The sequence below is a fragment of the Bacteroides sp. ET225 genome (assembly GCF_024733745.1).
Classification (GTDB): domain Bacteria; phylum Bacteroidota; class Bacteroidia; order Bacteroidales; family Bacteroidaceae; genus Phocaeicola; species Phocaeicola excrementipullorum.
Genome location: NZ_JANRHN010000047.1, coordinates 1 through 18,324, shown reverse-complemented (window position 1 = coordinate 18,324; position 18,324 = coordinate 1). Strand labels below are relative to the sequence as shown.

18 protein-coding genes and 4 pseudogenes are annotated in these 18,324 nt (G+C 41.0%); 8 read left to right on the top strand and 14 right to left on the bottom strand.

The genetic code is table 11. The annotated features are described in order from the left end of the window. Positions 1 to 22: 22 nt before the first annotated feature. From NW212_RS14185 to NW212_RS14130, 12 genes and pseudogenes are all read right to left on the bottom strand, one after another. Positions 23 to 1,366, bottom strand: a complete 1,344-nt coding sequence (locus tag NW212_RS14185; protein WP_258339282.1) for a formylglycine-generating enzyme family protein — start codon at positions 1,364 to 1,366, stop codon at positions 23 to 25. Between the two features lie 22 nt (positions 1,367 to 1,388). Beyond that, positions 1,389 to 2,564: an SUMF1/EgtB/PvdO family nonheme iron enzyme gene (locus tag NW212_RS14180; RefSeq protein WP_258339281.1), complete on the bottom strand. Its 1,176-nt coding sequence runs from the start codon at positions 2,562 to 2,564 to the stop codon at positions 1,389 to 1,391. A 14-nt stretch (positions 2,565 to 2,578) separates the two neighbouring features. Beyond that, on the bottom strand, positions 2,579 to 3,034 hold the full coding sequence (locus NW212_RS14175; RefSeq protein WP_258339280.1) for a hypothetical protein: 456 nt from the start codon (positions 3,032 to 3,034) through the stop codon (positions 2,579 to 2,581). 5 nt (positions 3,035 to 3,039) lie between these two features. Further along, entirely contained in the window at positions 3,040 to 3,381 is a 342-nt protein-coding gene (locus tag NW212_RS14170) for a hypothetical protein (protein ID WP_258339279.1), read from the bottom strand. Between the two features lie 31 nt (positions 3,382 to 3,412). Continuing rightward, positions 3,413 to 3,847: a hypothetical protein gene (locus NW212_RS14165; protein WP_258339278.1), complete on the bottom strand. Its 435-nt coding sequence runs from the start codon at positions 3,845 to 3,847 to the stop codon at positions 3,413 to 3,415. Positions 3,848 to 3,860: 13 nt separating this feature from the next. Beyond that, entirely contained in the window at positions 3,861 to 4,187 is a 327-nt protein-coding gene (locus NW212_RS14160; RefSeq protein ID WP_258339277.1) for a hypothetical protein, read from the bottom strand. Positions 4,188 to 4,191: 4 nt separating this feature from the next. Then, positions 4,192 to 4,734, bottom strand: a pseudogene (locus NW212_RS14155) (RNA polymerase sigma factor). Then, positions 4,718 to 4,948 carry a hypothetical protein gene (locus tag NW212_RS14150; RefSeq protein WP_258339276.1) on the bottom strand — a complete coding sequence of 77 codons (231 nt, stop codon included), beginning with the start codon at positions 4,946 to 4,948 and terminating at the stop codon, positions 4,718 to 4,720. Before NW212_RS14150 ends, NW212_RS14155 begins: the two are co-directional and overlap by 17 nt. Positions 4,949 to 4,964: 16 nt before the next feature. Further along, on the bottom strand, positions 4,965 to 5,327 hold the full coding sequence (locus NW212_RS14145; protein WP_258339275.1) for a hypothetical protein: 363 nt from the start codon (positions 5,325 to 5,327) through the stop codon (positions 4,965 to 4,967). Between the two features lie 228 nt (positions 5,328 to 5,555). After that, positions 5,556 to 5,696 (bottom strand): annotated as a pseudogene (locus tag NW212_RS14140) (SIMPL domain-containing protein); the annotation flags it as partial. A 21-nt stretch (positions 5,697 to 5,717) separates the two neighbouring features. After that, positions 5,718 to 6,290: a hypothetical protein gene (locus NW212_RS14135; protein ID WP_258339274.1), complete on the bottom strand. Its 573-nt coding sequence runs from the start codon at positions 6,288 to 6,290 to the stop codon at positions 5,718 to 5,720. Continuing rightward, a pseudogene (locus NW212_RS14130) lies at positions 6,287 to 6,787 on the bottom strand (WG repeat-containing protein); the annotation flags it as partial. The gene NW212_RS14135 and the pseudogene NW212_RS14130, both read right to left, overlap by 4 nt. 1,264 nt (positions 6,788 to 8,051) lie before the next feature. On the opposite strand from NW212_RS14130, the gene NW212_RS14125 reads away from it, so the two are divergent. Both NW212_RS14125 and NW212_RS14120 read left to right on the top strand, forming a co-directional pair. Next, positions 8,052 to 8,951 (top strand): Abi family protein, encoded by a 900-nt coding sequence (locus NW212_RS14125; protein WP_258339273.1) that lies wholly within the window; start codon positions 8,052 to 8,054, stop codon positions 8,949 to 8,951. Between the two features lie 158 nt (positions 8,952 to 9,109). Continuing rightward, the gene (locus NW212_RS14120) at positions 9,110 to 10,381 is read left to right on the top strand and encodes a hypothetical protein (protein ID WP_258339272.1); all 1,272 of its coding nucleotides are present in this window, start codon (positions 9,110 to 9,112) and stop codon (positions 10,379 to 10,381) included. A 12-nt stretch (positions 10,382 to 10,393) separates the two neighbouring features. Here NW212_RS14120 and NW212_RS14115 read toward each other — a convergent pair whose 3' ends face one another. After that, positions 10,394 to 11,557, bottom strand: a complete 1,164-nt coding sequence (locus NW212_RS14115; protein WP_258339271.1) for an IS4 family transposase — start codon at positions 11,555 to 11,557, stop codon at positions 10,394 to 10,396. Positions 11,558 to 11,793: 236 nt separating this feature from the next. On the opposite strand from NW212_RS14115, the gene NW212_RS14110 reads away from it, so the two are divergent. The 6 genes from NW212_RS14110 to NW212_RS14085 all read left to right on the top strand — a co-directional run bounded on the left by NW212_RS14110 (position 11,794) and on the right by NW212_RS14085 (position 18,055). After that, complete coding sequence (locus NW212_RS14110; protein WP_258339270.1) at positions 11,794 to 13,341, top strand: hypothetical protein; 1,548 nt, start codon at positions 11,794 to 11,796, stop codon at positions 13,339 to 13,341. A 12-nt stretch (positions 13,342 to 13,353) separates the two neighbouring features. Beyond that, positions 13,354 to 14,421 carry a YafY family protein gene (locus NW212_RS14105; protein ID WP_258339269.1) on the top strand — a complete coding sequence of 356 codons (1,068 nt, stop codon included), beginning with the start codon at positions 13,354 to 13,356 and terminating at the stop codon, positions 14,419 to 14,421. 48 nt (positions 14,422 to 14,469) lie between these two features. Next, complete coding sequence (locus NW212_RS14100; RefSeq protein ID WP_258339268.1) at positions 14,470 to 15,078, top strand: WG repeat-containing protein; 609 nt, start codon at positions 14,470 to 14,472, stop codon at positions 15,076 to 15,078. A gap of 361 nt (positions 15,079 to 15,439) precedes the next feature. Further along, positions 15,440 to 16,933 (top strand): reverse transcriptase family protein, encoded by a 1,494-nt coding sequence (locus tag NW212_RS14095; RefSeq protein WP_258339267.1) that lies wholly within the window; start codon positions 15,440 to 15,442, stop codon positions 16,931 to 16,933. After that, a complete protein-coding gene (locus NW212_RS14090) occupies positions 16,926 to 17,753 on the top strand; it encodes a hypothetical protein (protein WP_258339266.1) in 828 nt (275 codons plus the stop codon). The genes NW212_RS14095 and NW212_RS14090 overlap by 8 nt, the downstream gene beginning before the upstream one ends. A 74-nt stretch (positions 17,754 to 17,827) precedes the next feature. Continuing rightward, positions 17,828 to 18,055 (top strand): DnaB-like helicase C-terminal domain-containing protein, encoded by a 228-nt coding sequence (locus NW212_RS14085; protein ID WP_258339265.1) that lies wholly within the window; start codon positions 17,828 to 17,830, stop codon positions 18,053 to 18,055. Positions 18,056 to 18,129: 74 nt separating this feature from the next. Here NW212_RS14085 and NW212_RS14080 read toward each other — a convergent pair. Continuing rightward, a pseudogene (locus NW212_RS14080) lies at positions 18,130 to 18,324 on the bottom strand (site-specific integrase); the annotation flags it as partial.

Here is an 18,324-nt window from a genome sequence, read left to right as displayed (position 1 = left end):
ATTTCGGTCGGGTGAAGGCGTTTCAATTGCTGTCTGTCCGTATCACCCTGAAGCCGACATTGGCATAACTTTGCGAACCATTTCTGGCATCATCAGACTTTTCGCTGCGGCAATCATCCCGCTTGGAATCCCAACTGCCTCCTTTGATTATGTACAGTCCATTGTTATCTGTTGATGAGGTCCATTCCCAGCAGTTGCCCCAAAAGTCAATGCCGCCGCAAGCTCCTTTGCTTTGCGCATAAGCATCTACAGCTGTTAATCCGGATTCTGCATGACCAGAATTCATGGAAACATCCTTGGGCATGTGTCCGGCGGCAAGCACCCATTCTTCTTCGGTAGGCAGGCGATAGTTGTGTCCGCTGTCTTTTGTAGAGAGCCAGTTGCAATAGGCTTCGGCATCTTTGATTGAGATGCCAACGACTGGATAATCGTCTTTCCCTCTGTCATACATAAACCCGGTGTTGAAGCGAGCATATTCGGCATTAGTTACAGGAGTATAACCGATATAAGCATTTCTTGCAGATGCGCCACGCAACACCATCCAAGTATCTTCGGGATTTTCATCTCTGCGGGGATCGATGAAGCGCAGGAATTGCTGCTGTATTCGGATATCGCGGTTCTCCACCATTTCATTCACAATGCCTTGCATGTGTTCTACGATATTATAAGTCCTTGCTTCTCGCTCCAGTTCGCGAAGCTTGTTTTTCTTCCTAGCCACTACTTTATCGTAACGGATGCCCATCCGCTCCAATAATGCCTGCCGGTTGGCTTCGGTCGGCTTTCTTCTGTATTGGATGAATAGCTGGTGCGTTATGGCGTCCATCTTCGGACGTTCTTTCTCGACAAGCGGAGCGTCAGGCTTTTCAAATTCCAGTTCACTTTCCGCCAAATCTTCGGGAGTAATGAATGTTCCCGGTTTTACAATCTGATGGACACCGAAATAATCAGCCACAAGGCCGTCTTTGTAAATGGAAAGCCTGTAACCGCCGTAAAGATCGCAGGGCAAGGTGGAGATGTAATAGTCCTTGTCGGGTGTAAAGCCGGAGGGATCTGAAGCACGGAACGTGATGATAGCGCTTGCGCTTCCTATTTCTTCCATCACAGCATTTCCTTGCGCGTCTACTTTGATGTTCGCTCTGCCTGCCAACGGATTGCCGTCTACGCTTTCCAACTCGATTTTGGTCACACCGGAAAGTCCGATCCTGAACTTGATGCCGCAGCGGAGTCTGGAATCGCCATCATTTCTGTTGTCTTTGTCTGTCTGAACGGACAAAACATTCATTCTATTTTCTTTGGTGTTCTCTTGGGCGGACACAACTGTGGCCGTCACAATGGTCATAGCCATTGCTAAAAATAACTTTCTCATAATTGCAATGAAGTTTTAAGTGTCAGATATTTGGAGCTGTTCTTACAATTCGGAAGCCGACATTGGCATAACCCTGCGAGCCGTCCCTTACTACATCGGATTTCTCACTGCGGCAATCGTCACGGTCGGAATCCCAACTGCCTCCTTTGATGATGTACAAGCCATTGGCATCCACCGATGAAGTCCATTCCCAACAGTTGCCCCAAAAGTCTATGCCGCCGCACGCTCCGGTTGTTTGGCTGTAAGCATCAACCGCTGTCAATCCGTATTCCACATAGCCGGAGTTCATCGAAACATCCTTGGGCATGTGTCCGGCGGCGAGAATCCACTCCTCGTCTGTCGGAAGGCGGTATGTGTGCGAGGTGTCCTGCGCCGTGAGCCAGTCGCAATAGGCGGCAGCCTGTGCAATCGGGATGTTCACAGCTGGATAGTTATTTTTCCCTGCATCATAGCTGAAATCAGGATTGAAAACCGCATATTCAGCATTTGTTACAGGAGCATATCCGATGTAGGCGTCCTGTTCCGGCACACCGCGCAGTACCATCCATGCATCATCGGGATTGTCATCGTTTCGAGGGTCAATCAGCCTCAGGAACTGCTGTTCCAGTCGGATGTCGCGGTTTTCAACCATTTCATCCACTATCTCCTGCATCTCGTCAACAAGGTCGGGAGTAAGAGCCTCCCGTTCCAGTTCCCGAAGTTTGGATTTCTTCCGTGCGACAACTTTGTCGTAGCGGATTCCCATCTGTTCCATCAAAGCCTCTTTGTTTTCTTCTGTCGGGTTCTGCTGATATTGGCGGAGAAGGGCGGTTGTCGTGGCATCCAGTTCCGGACGTTCTTCCTCCACAAGCGGCGCATCAGGGTCGTCAAACGCCAGTTCGCTTTCCACCAAGTCAATCGGAGTTATATAGGAGGCACGTTCTACTGTCTGATGCACGCCGAAATAATCGGCAGCCAGTCCGTCTTTGTAGATGGATAGCCTGTATCCCCCGTAAAGGTTGCAAGGCAAGGTGGATATGACATAATCCTTTCCGGGCAGAAAACCGAATTCATCGGGGGCGTTGAACGTAAGGATATAACAGGAGTCGCTCATTTCTGCTACAACTGGAACTCCTTGTTCATCCCATTTAAGTTTGGCTTTGCCTGACAAGGCATAGCCATCAACACTTTCCAATTCCACTTTTGTTACACCAGACATCTGGAAATTCAATTTTATACCGCCACAAACCGATTGAAACACAGCGACTCGGAAACGGAACAGGCTACTGACACGGCCGCCTCTTCATCAAATCCGACATCCTTAGCCGTCTGAACGGAAGGAACGGATACGGTAACGCTCTCATTGTCGAAAGAAACCATATTACCTGCCGGATAGATGCCGTACAGCGGATTACCATCAACAAAAGGACTTTCCATACCACTTGAAAAGTTTGATATGTTCCCGGATTGCAGCGCTTCGGCGAAAACAGCTTGCCCGTTTTGAAGCAGCAGGATGCTATCGCCTATGCTCCAATTATCATACAATCCATCTATGAAGGTTGCAGTCCAATCCCCAGAAGTTGGTGCTTGGGTATCGGAATATAGGCTATCTCCCAATTCTTCATTGCTATCCGAGCAGGATGCAAGAACAAGCAATGAGATCAGGCAAGATAAAATTTTACTTTTCATGTCTGCTATTTTTCAGTTGCGTGTTTCCGTCTTTCGGCTGCTGCTTCCTCCTGTAATTGCTTGTAAAGCACCTGCTGGTCGGAAGTCAGCACAGCCGCAATGTCTGTTATCAGCTTTTCCATCGCTTCTTTACGCTTTTCTTTGGGATATTTCTGCTTATAGAAATCGGCGTAAAGGTCACGTATCTGGCTTTTCTGATTGTCTGTCAGCGACAGTTTCTCATCAAGTTTTTGGATGCGCTGTTCGGTGCGCTGCTGCGGTGTCATACGCTGGCGGTTGTTGTCTTGTGCTGAAAGGGTCTGAACCATTGAAACGGCTATCAGCATAGCCATGATTAGCTTTTTCATACGATACAATTTTTAATGTGTGAATAGAATTTTATCGGTTTGTCCTTTTGCTTCGTTTGGAAAGGCGTTCCATTATCTGCCGCTCCAGTTCATAGACACGTTGGATTTGTTTCTGTGTCAGGAACTCGCTGTAGATGCCATAATACTTCTGCCGCAGATCCAGTATCTTCCGGCTGTGGGCGAAGCGTGCTTTCAACACTTGTTCCGTTTCTTCATCGGTCATTTGTCTGTGTGACTGTTTCGGGCGAGGGCCGAGTGCCCATATTTCCCGTTGAAACTGGCAGAAGGTGTCGATAAAACGCTGGCTTGTCGCATCGTCCATCGCCATTTCCTTTGCAATATGCTTGGCCTGTACCTCTGCCAGCTGTTCGCGGGTGAGGCGTTGTCTGCTGTTTTGCGCTGAAGCCATGCCGCAGAAAGTTGTCAGTGCGGCAACCAGCAGCAGTAATCTGATAATACCTTTCATCGTCATTTCTTTTTTATTCGTTCATAAACAAGTCTTCTTGGTAAACCGCAAGCATATAAGCCTGGTCTTCCTGGCTTAAGTTGGCAAAAGCCTGCTCTACTCTTGATAAACTGTCAGTCTGCTCCTTATGTGAAAGCGGGCTGAATACAAGCAGCAAGGCTATGCTTGCAGCTACGGCTCCGGCAAAAATACGCAGGCGGTATGCCTTACGCTTGTGCGTTTGGGAAAGTTCGTTTTGCACCTCTTTCCATATATTCGTTTCCATCTCGTCAAAGAAGCCTTCCGGTGTCTTGTAAGGCATGCGCTTCCCAATCTGTCTGAAGTCAAAATCTTTTTCCATATCCTTAGTCTGTGGAGTTCATATACTTTATTATCTTCTCTTTGGCTGTATGGTAATTGGCTTTCACGTTGGCTGCCGTGGAATCTGTGATGGCGGCTATTTCATCATAACTCATTTCGTCATAATAGCGCAGGTTGAAAGCCAGTTGCTGCTTGGCGGGCAATGACAGGATGCCCTTTTGCAGCTTCACCGCCTCCAGGTCGCTGTAATCCATATATTCGTCAGCCATCAAAGAGCCTGTTCCGGCCTCTGGATCGTCCAAAGAAAGCCGTTCGCTCCGTCTGCGTTCCAATATGCGCAGAGCTTCGTTGGTGGCAATCCGGTAAATCCATGCGCTGAACGAACACTCTCCTTTGAATTGGCTGAAAGAACGGAATACCCGTACAAATGTTTCCTGGGCGGCATCCTGCGCATCGTCGTGCGAAACGACCAATCAGCGGATATGCCAATATACAGCCTCTTTGTATTTCGCCATCAGCAGCCGGAATCCGTTTTCAGCATTCTTTTTCAGTGCTGAAACAATATCCTTGTCATTCAGTGCTGCCATAAGACTCCGATTCGGTCATAGCCAACCATTCTTCAAAGGTCATGCGGTTGCTGTTTTGTTCTGGACTGGCAGTCTGTTCCGCTACAATCACCACCTTGTGACGGTGCGGATGATGGCGGTGAGTCCGTGGAGGTCTATGCACAGCGCATGAACTGAACACCATTGCCATACCTGCCGTCAATGCGAGTGCACTCCATTTTGTATATCCTTTCATTGTATAACCCCGTTTTTTACTTTTTTAGTGTATATACTTTCTTTTCTCCCCTTATGACAGCCATGATAGGTTTTTCCTTGTCTGCCACGAATGCGTCAAGTTCTGCTTTTGCTGCCGCTTTCGACAGTTCGGTCATTTTTGCATATCTCTTTACGGTAAGGTATTCGTGGCTTTTCAGGTAGGCCATTGCCATTCTGAAACGTTCCTTTTGGCTGAAACGGTTGTCAACATGGATGATTATGTCCGGTTTGGCAACTGCCGTCACCACCCGATAAGGGCGTGAGTGCCAACGCCAGCGCTGTGCGTCCGCAGTGCTGCATGCAAGAATAATGACTGCCGCCATTATCGCTGTTTTCAGTTTTCCTGTTGGTTTCATCATATTCAATGTTTAAGTTATACGCTCATGTCGTTTCGTCTGTAAGAGCCTGATAGAATATAGGCTGTCAGCTTATTTGAACTGAGCTTCTGTATAAAAGACCCGGCAACAGGATAAAAGTAAAATTGGCGGTGTAATTTTTTTTGTGAGAAATTGGTGGCTCATCCAGCATTTCGCGTGATGCGGCAGTCATCAGGACATAGTTAAAACGGACTTTCGGCAGCTTTTGTATTCCTCGAAGTATTCCCGGATGTCGGCAACATAATGGATTTTGCCGGGCACGATTTCTATTTCCGATGCACCTGTTACTTCAATGTACCGCTCGTTGGTTTGCACTTGTAACGAAAGAACGGACCATACAAATAGTTCCATTTTCAATCCTTTGGGTTTTAATTATTTGTTCTCAAATCCTTTTACAATGGAGCAGGCATCGATATAGTCCAATGTGTTTATGATTGAATCCTGTATCTGGAGGTCTGATTGATTAAAAAAGAGCGTATCGTTTTCCCATCCGTTGGCTTTGAACAGAGCGTCCAAAGAATCTTTCTTTTCTTTCAACAGGCTTCTGTATAAAGAGGGTATATCATAATTGTTGGGTGTCGCAATTTGAAATGCCCCGCTTTCCAATCTCATATTCACACGTGGCGCGGTAATTACGGTGTCATTGAATACGAATCCTATCCGCTTGCCTATAAGCTGCTCCGTTGAGTCTGCCCATGCTTGCAATTTATTCTTGCTCACGCTCCCTGTTATCACTGCCTTTCCGGAGAAATCTTTATCCAGCCGTAAAGCGGCAAATTCCTTTACTGTAACAATCGGCAGGGAGGCGATACTGTCCTTTTGTCCGTCAATGATACGATACCAGCCGTTTTCCCTATGCTTGACTAATTGGGAATGGCTGGAATAGTTAGTGCAACTCAGGCAAACGACACTTCCCAGCATCGCGAATAAGATGATCGTTTTCATTGTATAAGCTCTCCTTTCTTGTTTATATATTGCCATTTATCGCTTGCCCACTCACGGCGTTCTCTGTCTGGCATTTCCTTTTGTTCTCCTGTCAATGTAACCTTTGCTTTGTTTCCTTCAAAAGGAAATGCGAACTTGAATTGAGGCTTAATTACCACATTGCCTAATGAATCGGCAAAGCCTATCAATCCTTTGTCATCCATGATGCGGAAAAGTCCTTCACGGATATAGTCGGGGCCGTTATCATATTTGAACACATAGAACAGTTCTTTGCCTTGATTGTCTATGCAAACAATCCGTGCGTCCTGCTTGTTCCCATATACGAAGCCTATATTCCGTATGGTATCTGTTTGGCAGAATTTGTATTTGCCATATGGCACAATGGTATCGCCTTGCTCGTTCAAATAGCATACAGGAACGCCGACCTCAAGATGCTTTTCAGTTGTATGGGCAATTAGACTGCTTTCCGATGATTTGTCAAGACCGAATATCAATATCCCATCGGGAACTTCCCGACGCCAGATTTTGCCATATTGAGCATCCAGATAATCAAACACTTCTTGATTGTAGGCTGCAAGCATAAAGTTGGGAACACTCAAATAGCAAGCAAGGTGCCCATCCTTTCTTAGCGGGTAAAAACTATCATAGCTGACACCGTATTTTTTCCAAAAAAGGTGATTTCTGACTTCTTTTTCCTTATCTTCGGGAATAATGAGTTTTATATACGGATGTCCTTTTCGGATATTTTCACGTGACAATTCGGGGGAACACTCATATTTTGAAATGTATTCGTAGCACAATGGCAAGACTAAACGCAATGTGTCAGTGTGTTCCGTCAAGACAATAAGCGTATCACATGAATCAAAGCCGACATATTCCGCTTTTAGATGATAGATACCTTTTTCCAGATAGTCTATCCGGAAACTTGCAGTAGAATCAGTAAGCCAACCCTGTTTGGGTAATTCCTCAATAGAGAGGTAAGAGCCTGTCAAAGGTATTGTCATGACATCATAGGGTGGAATTTGTCGGACACATTCACCATACACTTTCCCTATGATAGAATATTTTTCAGGCAATCTTGCAGAATCACATGACAATTCCGTTGCTTTTACTTGTATGACAGCCAATAGTAACAAAATAGGATATATATGTCTTCTTTTCATAATTTATCATTGTTAGTGGCTCAAAGATAGGAAAAAAGGAATAGTCTGATCAATTATAAGACTATCACTTTCCCTTTAGGTTTAAGCAATTTAACTCTTATAGCCTGAGTTCTTTTCTGCGGCGAGAAAACATCACATTTCTAGAACAATTTGTCGAACTGTTCCTTGAACCATTCGCCAATCAGTTTTCCGTTGATAGCAAGTGCAAGTCTGGTCGCAAAACCATAATTCAACGAGTTGGACATTGACAAGCAAACCTGCGCTCTTTATCGCTTTGAAGTGGAGTGATTAATCAAGGGTAAAGGTAACAATCGGTAAAAATTTACCGAAGTATTGTGCATTCCGAAATGGTGATATTTAACTCTTATTTATAGAAAAATTACGTTTATATGCTCTCAGATTCGTTTGTCTTGATGAGCATTCTAATGCTACAGAATAAGGAGAGGCCGCTCTTAGAAGAGGTATTTTGAAAAAGGTACTGAGAATTTTGAAAAAACATTTTGCGCTTTGAATGAAAAACAGTACATTTGTAACATTAGAACCTGCCAAGCCTCTTAACAATGCTCAAATCGGCGGGTCGTTTTTTTATTATAGGTACATGAAAACAAGTTTTCCCAAACCATACTCTACACCTAAAAAGATTGTTCAGATACTCAGAAGCCGTGGAATGCACTTCAGCGATGAGGGCAAAGCAGAAAGTTATCTTATGAACATCGGTTATCATAGATTGTCGGCTTATATCTTCCCGTTCTACAAAAGTCCGAAAAACGACTTGATTTTGAAAGACGGCACAACCTTTGAACAGGTGATGACGCTTTACCGTTTTGACAAGAAACTCCGCATCGTGCTTTTCAACGAAATAGAAAAGATAGAAGTGGCTATCCGCAGTGTACTGGCCAATATTGGTTGTCAAGAACTTGGCGATAAGTATTGGATAACAAAGGCGGAGTATTTTGCCAATGCTGATAAATTTCGGCAGACGTTGGCCGTCATAGAAAAGGAACTGGCAGCAAGTAAGGAAGGGTACATTGAAAATTTCAGGCAAAACTACATTGAGGATTATCCTCCGGCATGGATGATAACAGAGGTCTTGTCTTTCGGCAACTTGAACTACATTTACACCAACATAGCCAATAACAGACTAAGGAAACTTATTGCCGACTATTTCGGACTGAAGCCACAAGTGTTTACATCATGGCTGACTGTGCTTGCTAACTTGCGCAATATGTGCTGCCACCATGCCAGAGTGTGGAACAGGGATTTCATGCTGAGTCCGGCAGAGCCACGTAAAGCTTCTAAAGTTTGGATTGATACGTCAACGTTGGATAAGAAAAAGGTGTTCTATCGTTTGTGCATTATTAGGTATTTTCTTTCCGCAGTATCTCCAAACAACAACTTTAATTCAAAAATAGCAGACTTATTATCCAAGTTCCCGTCAATAGGCATTATGGCTATGGGATTTTGTAAAGATTGGAAGGATGAACCCCTGTGGCAATAGGTAATCATCTGCTGGTCAACGTGTAATATAAAGGGCATCAACAGCTTTGACTGGAAATGTCCTAATTATAACGCAATTTTCGGGATTTAGCCACGTTACGAATATAGAGTTCGTATTTTATTTATAACTTTGCACATAAATCTATAGAACAGGTAATTATGGCAAAGTTATCAGTCCATCCACATCAAGGATATTTGAATACAAAGTTTACCATCCAGTCTTTTTCTAGAAATCATAAGATGGTCAAGATAACACCCAAAGACGATGGAATGTCTTTACTTCATGAAAATGATTTTAGACCAATAATGTCATTTGAACTCTTGGATGACCAAACTTTACGGTTACAAGAAACATTCCCTTTTCCAGGTAGATATGTCATTGAATTCCCCGACGACAAAGATAGTGCAGTTGAAATTGAAGTAAAAGATGCCATTAAATTTGGTGGCAGTACACATAAAAATAGTTATGTGTTTGATGAAACACCGTGGTGCTTTGTTGTCATGAAAGACCGTACATATTTTTATAATCGTGATAGTGGTGAAGAATATGTGGAAAGCATATCTCCTGACAAGATTTTTTATGTGAATAAGGACATTGTTCTATTAAGCAATGATAAACATGAAGAGAATACTTTATATTCATTGACAGAACAAGCCCCCATTATCACATTTGCGAATGAAATTTTATTGCAAGATGACATTTTAATAGTTAAGGATAAAACAGATAATGCTACGAGGTTGAATGTTTATCGATTTACCGACACCATCATTGATAAAAAAGAATATGAATGCGAAGATTTCTCTGTTTGCAGAGATAGTAGAATCTTGTGCGCCTATGAGAATCAACAAATTGATGTCATATCATTGGACACTTTTGAAACGATAAAGACAATTCGCTGCGATAATCAATTTATTAAATTTACAAATGGGCATTATTTTATTGAGCTTGAACAACGAAAAAGTTGTGCAATCCTGTCAGTAATAGATATTTTTTCTTATCACTCGTGGCATATATCTTCCACAAATCCTTTTTCAGCTTGTGAAGACGTGAAATTAAGTGACATTCATAGCGATGAGATGAAAGTTGACAAACTTCTTGATTTAGCCGAAGAACTAGATTTGTTTAACATCAACAAGGCACATTTTCTTGGAGGTTTAGATATTTCTTATACGCATAAGGAAATACAAGGACTTTATGTCGTATCAAACCAACTTTATTATTTGCTCAATGAACATTCTTTCACGATTAGCCGATATGGATCAAGGTATAAAAGTAATAAAGTATATCTTGGAATATCTGGAACTGACTTTAAATTAGAAATAAACAATAATTTTCCAACTGCTAAAATTTCAGGCGATTGCTTATTTATTACGACTTACAATCATGTTTTTATTGTGAAGAATAAACAACTTATCACTACTGTCCACTAAAAATGGACAAGGTTAAAAATTAAATAAATTCGGTTCACATGAATCATATCGGTCTTTGACATTTTTGAAATTCGATTTGTCAAACAAGTCACTGAGATGTGTTTTGTCGGTTAGAGAAATTCCGAGGATTTGGAGAACTTCATAGATGCTGCGTTCTAATTTCATATCGTGTTGGACTATTGCTACCAGGCAGTAAGTGATTATCGCACAATAGATTTGTATGCGTACAGCATTTTCCGATGTTCCCCAGAACCTCTTAATCCTGAGATGTTGTTTTATCCATTTGAAGAACAGTTCAACACTCCATCTGTTTCGATAAAGCGATGATATTAACTCCGCAGATGCGTCAAGATTATTCGTCAGGAAGATGTATCGTGTACCGTCTTCAGGATTCTCAACGATGAGTTTTCTAAGTTCTTCGGGATAATCCTTAGAACTTTTATAAACCGTAAAGCATCCTATTACATCCGAAACTACACCTTCCGGCAATCTTCGTTTCCAGGTTTTAGGCTTGATCCGTACATTTGTTTTGGCTCGTACAACGAAGAAAGCACCTATACGGTTTATCGTATTAAGGTTACTGAAATCGTTATACCCTCGGTCGAATATGTAATGCGCTCCTGATTCGTATGGAATCTCAGGCATAGCCTTTGAATCGTGAATATTGGCAGGTGTAATATGCACAAAAGCAGGTACTTCCGTTTCAACATCGTAGAGCGTATGCAACTTTATTCCGCCTTTGTGTTTGCGAAATTTAGCCCATTCAAACACCGACAGACACAAATCAACCGTTGTAGAGTCAAATGCGTAAACATGACCGTCAAGTTCGAATATCTTATTGATTCTGCGCTTGCGGGCCTCGGCAATCATGAATGTTGCATACTCCTCGAAAATACGGTAATCACGTTGCTCATTAGCCTTACTGAGATTGCTTCGTGTTACAGATTTCCCGATCCCGAGATGGTAGAGTTTCCCAGCGTGTGCTTCCATAGCCACAACCAGATCCCGGAGGCTCTCCCGATTGGATAGCTGACCGAAGATCATCGTAAGCAACTGATTCCAACAGGTATAGCTTTTGATATATTTGTCGCCTTCATACTTCTTTACGAGATAGTTGAAGTGATTACGATCAAGAAATCGGGTTAATTGAGCAAAAACGAACTTGTCTTTATGCATAACGATCTGATTAATACCGCAAAAGTAAATTCAAATCCGTTGACTCACAAAACACTTATAACAAATTGAATTTCAATTATTTCAAAGAACTTCTATGATTTTTTAGTGGACACTAATGACAACTTATTTTTAGTGAAGATGCATCTATACATTACTTTAAAGGCAGAACAATTATTTCTGTAAAAAATGATGATAGAAATACATGTGAGGATATTTATGAAATTTGTGATGGTAAGGTGATTTCTTTAACACAAGGGCATTTCGATTGGAGATATTTTGAAAAATATGGGATATTGGAGCAAAAAGAGGAAAAAGCATTATATGCTTTCTCTTCACAAGAAAATGCATCGTTCCATAAATTGGATTTTAATAACTCTTCATCATATTTGACCGAATTTCCGTTGGAAAACACTTTGAGATATAGTGGAACGTATTTGTATTATCATGGAGTTATGTTATGGAATGAAGAATTTACCCTTCCTGAAAATATCACGGCTTTGTCTGAAAAGAAGAATTATACTATTTCTATCCGAGGCAGCCATGTTTTTCTTGGCAGGATATCACGATTTAAAGACAGCTTCGTGAATGAGGAGATATTAGGGTCTTTGTTTGATTCCTCATCTTATGGTAATGTGTTAATGTCTGATGACGGAAAAAACATCATTTTCCAGAAAGATAAAGAAATGTTTTTGATGAATACGGAAACAAAAGAAGTACAAGACTTCCCAAATCTGAATTTTATATTCCAGATTAACGGGTATCGCCCACTGTTCAAAGTTGACGACAGCCACCGCCGCCCAAGGATAATAGACCCTTTGACAAAAGAGTATATAAATCAAGATTTTATCACAAATTATGGCTTTGTCAGTCCTGATGGTAAGTTGTATGCAGATAGCGCATTGAGCAAGTATATAAAATATCATGATAAAGTAAACGATACATTTATATCAAAAGAGCAATGGCAAGCCTTGGCTGAAAAATATGATTATAGATGGAACATAAATGATAAAGAGAAGGACGAGAAGAAAGAATCACGCAAAGAATTTATCCATGCCCATAGGAACTTTTTCAATGATAAGGAAATTGATAATCTTCTTAAAGTTGATAATTTCAGAGATAAGATTGCAGAAGAGCTTGGATATACTATAATCCGAAAAACAGGAACGGATGAAATTTATTGCGAAATAGAGCTTGGACACGTATTGTGGTTCTTAAACTATGTGGCATTTTCATACGACTCACGATATGTAGCAATCGCCGGACGCTATCCAAATAACACGGATATAAATGGATATTATGTCAGTGGATTGTTCATGGTTTACGATATGACTGAACAAAAGGAAATAGCAAAAAGTATGACTTCCTATGCTGTGTGGACTGCTGCTTTCACAAAAAACGGATTTTATGCAGCTTATGATAGTCATCCTATACTTTTATATGGAAACGTTTGTAATAATGAAGATATAAAAGAAGTTGGAAATCGAAACTTTCTCGCATTTAGCCCCGATGGGAAATACATGGCATTATCTAATCAAGGTTATATTCCTTATAGTGCCGATAACCTTAATTGGGGACATCAACCATCAACAAGCGTATATATCCACGCCGTAAATGATCCAAATAAACAAATAATGCCAGCCATAGACGATTTGTCAGATGCAGGAATAGCCAATACAAAAGAAACAAAATCTGTATCTTCATGCTCATTCTCACTTGACAATAAAAAACTGATGATGGTTGGTAAAGATGATACTGTCGTAATACGAAATCTTCACCTTGACTAAAAATTAAGAATTATGCCGAAAAACAAAAATGCAATGACAAGGTACAAAATATTGGACGAACTATTGTCCAACAGGTACCATAATTATTCACTTGATGACTTGACCGAGGAAGTAAACAACCATCTTTCCGACATAAATCCAGAGACTGACGGTATTGGTCGCAGGACGATAGAAAAAGACATTGAGTATCTTGAATATAAAGGTCCGTTTGAGGGCGTGGATATCGAACGTTATTACGTTATTGATGAAAGGAATGGCAGAAAGAAAATGTGCCTTCGCTACGCCAATCCAAACTTTTCTATATTCAGCAAACCTCTTACTGATGATGAGGAATATCTATTAAAAGAAGCTTTGTCGCTGTTAGGACAATTTGATGGGCTTCCAAACTTGGAAGGACTGGAAGGACTGAGAATGGGTCTTGGCGTAAAGCATAACGAAAGAAGAATTATATCATTTACAAAAAATCCGCTTGAAAGCTCGAATATCTTTGGCAAACTTTTCACTGCGATTTCCGAACGCCAGGTAATAGAATTACATTACCATAAATTCAATGCTCCAGATAAAGGGCTGACGGTTGTTATATATCCGTATTTGCTGAAAGAATATAATCGCCGATGGTATTTGTTCGGTTCTGCCGAAAGCGACATGAAACTTTTAAATTTCGCTCTTGACCGTATTGATGACGCAATACCATTACCGTCTCATAAATATATTGACTACGAAGGCGACCTTAATGAACGGTTTGAAGACATCGTTGGCGTGACATTTTTTGATAACAGCCCACTGTACGAAATATATTTTTGGGTGAGTGACATTTCAAAGGATTATGTCGCCACAAAACCAATTCATGAATCACAGCGTACATTGAGTGATGCAAAAACATTAGAGTTGAAAGAAAAATACCCCAAACTTGACGGTGGCTGTTTCTATCGGATTGATTGCAAAGAAAATTTTGAACTAATACGCGAATTGGCTTCTTTCGGGAAAGAACTTGTAGTGCTTGAACCATCTGAAATCCAAGACAAGATTTGGGAGCGTATATGCGGAATGGAAAAAGAATATTTGAAAGCACGAAAATAGAGTTCGTTAAACGTCGCTACCTTTGCACAGGAAAAAAACGAGATAAATATGAAAAACATTGTAGAGAAGAATTACGGTGAGATAACAGTTGTTGAGAACTCTGATTACAAATGGGGCGTAATTGACACTAATGGAAATGTAATTGTACCTTTCGGTAAATATGGATGGATTGACGGTTTTGATAACGGCCTAGCTCGTGTAAGGACAAATAAGAATCCGGGCTTTTCAAAAAATCTCATAGGTATCATTGATGACAACGAGGTAATATCTGGTACAGAAAATATTAAAGCATACCTGGAAAAGGATAAGAAAGAGAATCCTGATAAATACGCAAAGTGGGGCATAATAAACGAAGATGGTAAAGAAGTATTACCATGCGAATATGATGAAATATGGCGTTTTTATGGCAAAAATCGTTTTTCTACAAGAGTAGTCAAAGATGGCGTGGCAAGTGAAGTCTATTTTCACGACCTTAATCCGTCATTGCCTAAGCGAGGTAAAAGACTTCATGATTACAACAACGAGCAATATTATGAAGAACGAGAAACGTATGATGAATACAATGGAACTTATGTTCAAGATGTAATGGGATGGAGTGACCAAGATATAAATGATGCTTTGGACGGAGAGCCTGATGCTTATTGGAATATTGACTGAGCAATAAAAATGGCTTAAATACAAATTTATCTTTTATTACGAACAAAGATTTCGCAGTAATGGTATAACTTTGCAATCGAATAATTAAACAAGGCGGTCTTTGGCAAGTCTGTCAGCTGAAACTGCATTTTGAACTTCGTCTTGCGTGGCGTAAGCCCTGCTCTTTCGGGAGTGGATTCGCGAGATGTCTTCTTGCTCATCTGAGCTTGAAGATAACAATGTCTGTTCGTGAAAGCTAACATTGTTTATGGCACTAACTCCATCTTAGATTTTGATATACTTATATAGAGGGATTTACATAAAGAAAAGAACGTTTCAGCACAGATAAGCCTGTGACCGCTTTTAATTTATATAAACCAAAATGGATAAAACAGAAATTGCAGCATTGGCACACCACATGGAAAGCAAGGATGACATCCTTGCTCTGCTTAATCGTCTTAAAAAAGATGATATGGCGGAAACAGGGCTGAACGACAAGTTCTATCCATTTACGATGAAACACATAAACTTTTATTGTAATCCAAACAATACTTTTCATAGGTATAAGCAGTTCAAGATAAAGAAGAAATCAAACGGTTACAGGCAGATAACTGCACCGAGGAATCAAAGTTTCATGCTGCTGTTGCGGTATGTAAACGAGGTATTCAAAGCCGTTTACTCCCCATCTGACTATGCAATGGGCTTCACTGAGCAACGGTCTGTCGTAACCAATGCCAATGTCCATAAGGGCCAGAACTATATATTAAACATTGACTTAAAAGACTTTTTCCCAAGCATAGAGCAGCCGCGTATCTGGAAGCGCCTGCAACTAAAGCCTTTCAACTTTCCCATACCTGTGGCTAATGTGTTGGCAGGTATGTGCTCGATGAAAGAAACACGCACGCTTGAAGACGGAACCAAGAAAGACTTTTATGTGCTGCCACAAGGTGCGCCTACGTCTCCAATCATTACAAACATGATTTGCGACACGCTCGACCGCAGGCTTGCCGGACTTGCCAAACGTTTCGGGCTGCACTACACACGTTATGCAGACGACATTACTTTCTCGTCAATGCACAATGTGTATCAAAAAAACGGAGATTTTCGTAAAGAGCTGGTGCGGATAATACAAAGCCAAGGCTTCACAATAAATGAGAAGAAGACCCGTTTACAGAAAATAGGCGGCAGGCAAGAAGTAACCGGCATAATTGTAAGCGACAAACTGAACGTAACCCGAAGGTACGTGCGTGACATACGCAACATACTCTACATTTGGGACAGATATGGTTACGGCGTGGCATATTCCAAGTTTTTCCCGAAATATAAGGAAGAAAAAGGGCATGTGAAAAAAGGCAATCCAGACCTTGTGAATGTCCTTGACGGAAAACTGATGTATATGAAAATGGTTAAGGGTGAAGACGACAGCGTTTACAAGCGTTTGTATGATAAGTTTGAAAAACTTGTCGGTAAAATGCGTGACCCGTTGAAGACCACCGCCCACTCAATCACTTACATGGAAACCACGCCGCTACTGGATTTTGAGAAGAAAAACGCCACGGAAGTGATTATAACAGAGTCCGACACATCAGAGGAGCAGGCTATGACGGATAGCGGAGAGTTGGCCAAGCCACACCGTTACGCTTTCTTCATGCTCGACGGTAAAAAAGTATTCGCTTCGGTCAATAATGGAATAAAGCCGGAGATGGAAAAGCGAAAAGAGCAGTTGTCAATATCTATATGCCGCGACAAAAATGACAAACAGTTTTGGCTGATTCATTTAAGCAAGAAAGTTACTGTTCCGCCATTAGAGCCTGTTGATGTGGATGAACTGAATAAAGAATTGGATGTTTTATTGGATATAATAGGACATGGATGATAAGTTAGAAGACGTTTTAAAAAAGGTAATACGCTTGGCTAATGAAAATGCCGAATTCGACTTAAGGTTACGGAAAGCTTTAGACTTACGGCTCTCTGTAAGTTCTTTTTCGCTTGAAAAGAAACGTATTGAACATATTGAAAAATATTTGGGGCTTGATTATTTTGTTGATTCTAAAACTTCAATAATAGACTATTCATTTATTAAAATACAAGAAGTAAGGAATCTCTTAATATCAGACAACAGAGAAATGTTCCGTTACCGTTATGGGACAAGATATCATTCTGTTAGTTTTGCTGAGTTTTGTAGATATGCTCAACTTCAATTAGAAATGCTCCTAAATTATTATTATGACCAAAAAAACAACGGAGTTCTTGAAGACATCGTTGAACATATCAAGTTTTATTATCCCAACGCCAAAATAGAAACAGCCAAGTCTCTAATTGCTATATCTTATAGTGCGAAGTTATATGCTTTTGTAAATGAATTCAAAATAGACTGGAAGCAAAAACATATATTAGAATATATAAGAAACGTCAGAAATGGCTTAAGCCACAGAAGCGTCGCTGAAGATAATTTTGACATAGAAAGTTATAAACAAAAATTGAGAACCTTAGGGTTGCCTCTAACCGCAAATGGAATTGTATTTTGGAAAAAAGTAAGTGAAAATCCAGCATTGAAAGCTGTTTATGAGAAAGATGTCAATAGAACTCCAGACTACGAATTATATTGCTATTTATTGTGGCTAAAAAATGAATCTTTTGATGATGTTGTAAATAGCTTACGTCTTATAGCTGCAAAATGTGAACTCTCTTTTTGATCTCTTTTATAATGTTTAGGAGCGTTTGATTCCATGTATTTTATGACCAAACCATTAGCACAATTTAGTTCTTTATGAATAAAATCAAACATATAGCACAACTTTTGAAAAGTATTCATGAAGAGAATAAGAACGAGGATTCTTATTCATACATGCCTTCCACAGGTTTTAAGCAGATAGATGAAAGCGTTGGAGGATTTCTCCCAGGAGAATTTGTCATTGTTGGTGGCCGCCCAGCGATGGGGAAGACGACTTTTGCTCTTAATATGGCACCAAAGGGGCAATTGACGGTGTTCCTATAGCTTATATTTCAACTTGTTTGAGGCACTGTCGGATGCTGTTCTCTTTTTGTCTGCCTCGTATGATATTCCGTACCATTATCACGGTCGAAGGCTTTGAGCAGCGTTTCATACTCGCCGCCTATGCCTTGATAGGCGGTGTGCACTATTTCTGCCGTCACAAAGGCCTCACGGTCGGATATGCGCTGGTAGTGCTTGATAGTTTGTGCTTGGTGTTGTCGAGCGTAAGGTTCGTTTCCCTTGCTCCACGGCTCTTGTCTTTGGGTAAGCAT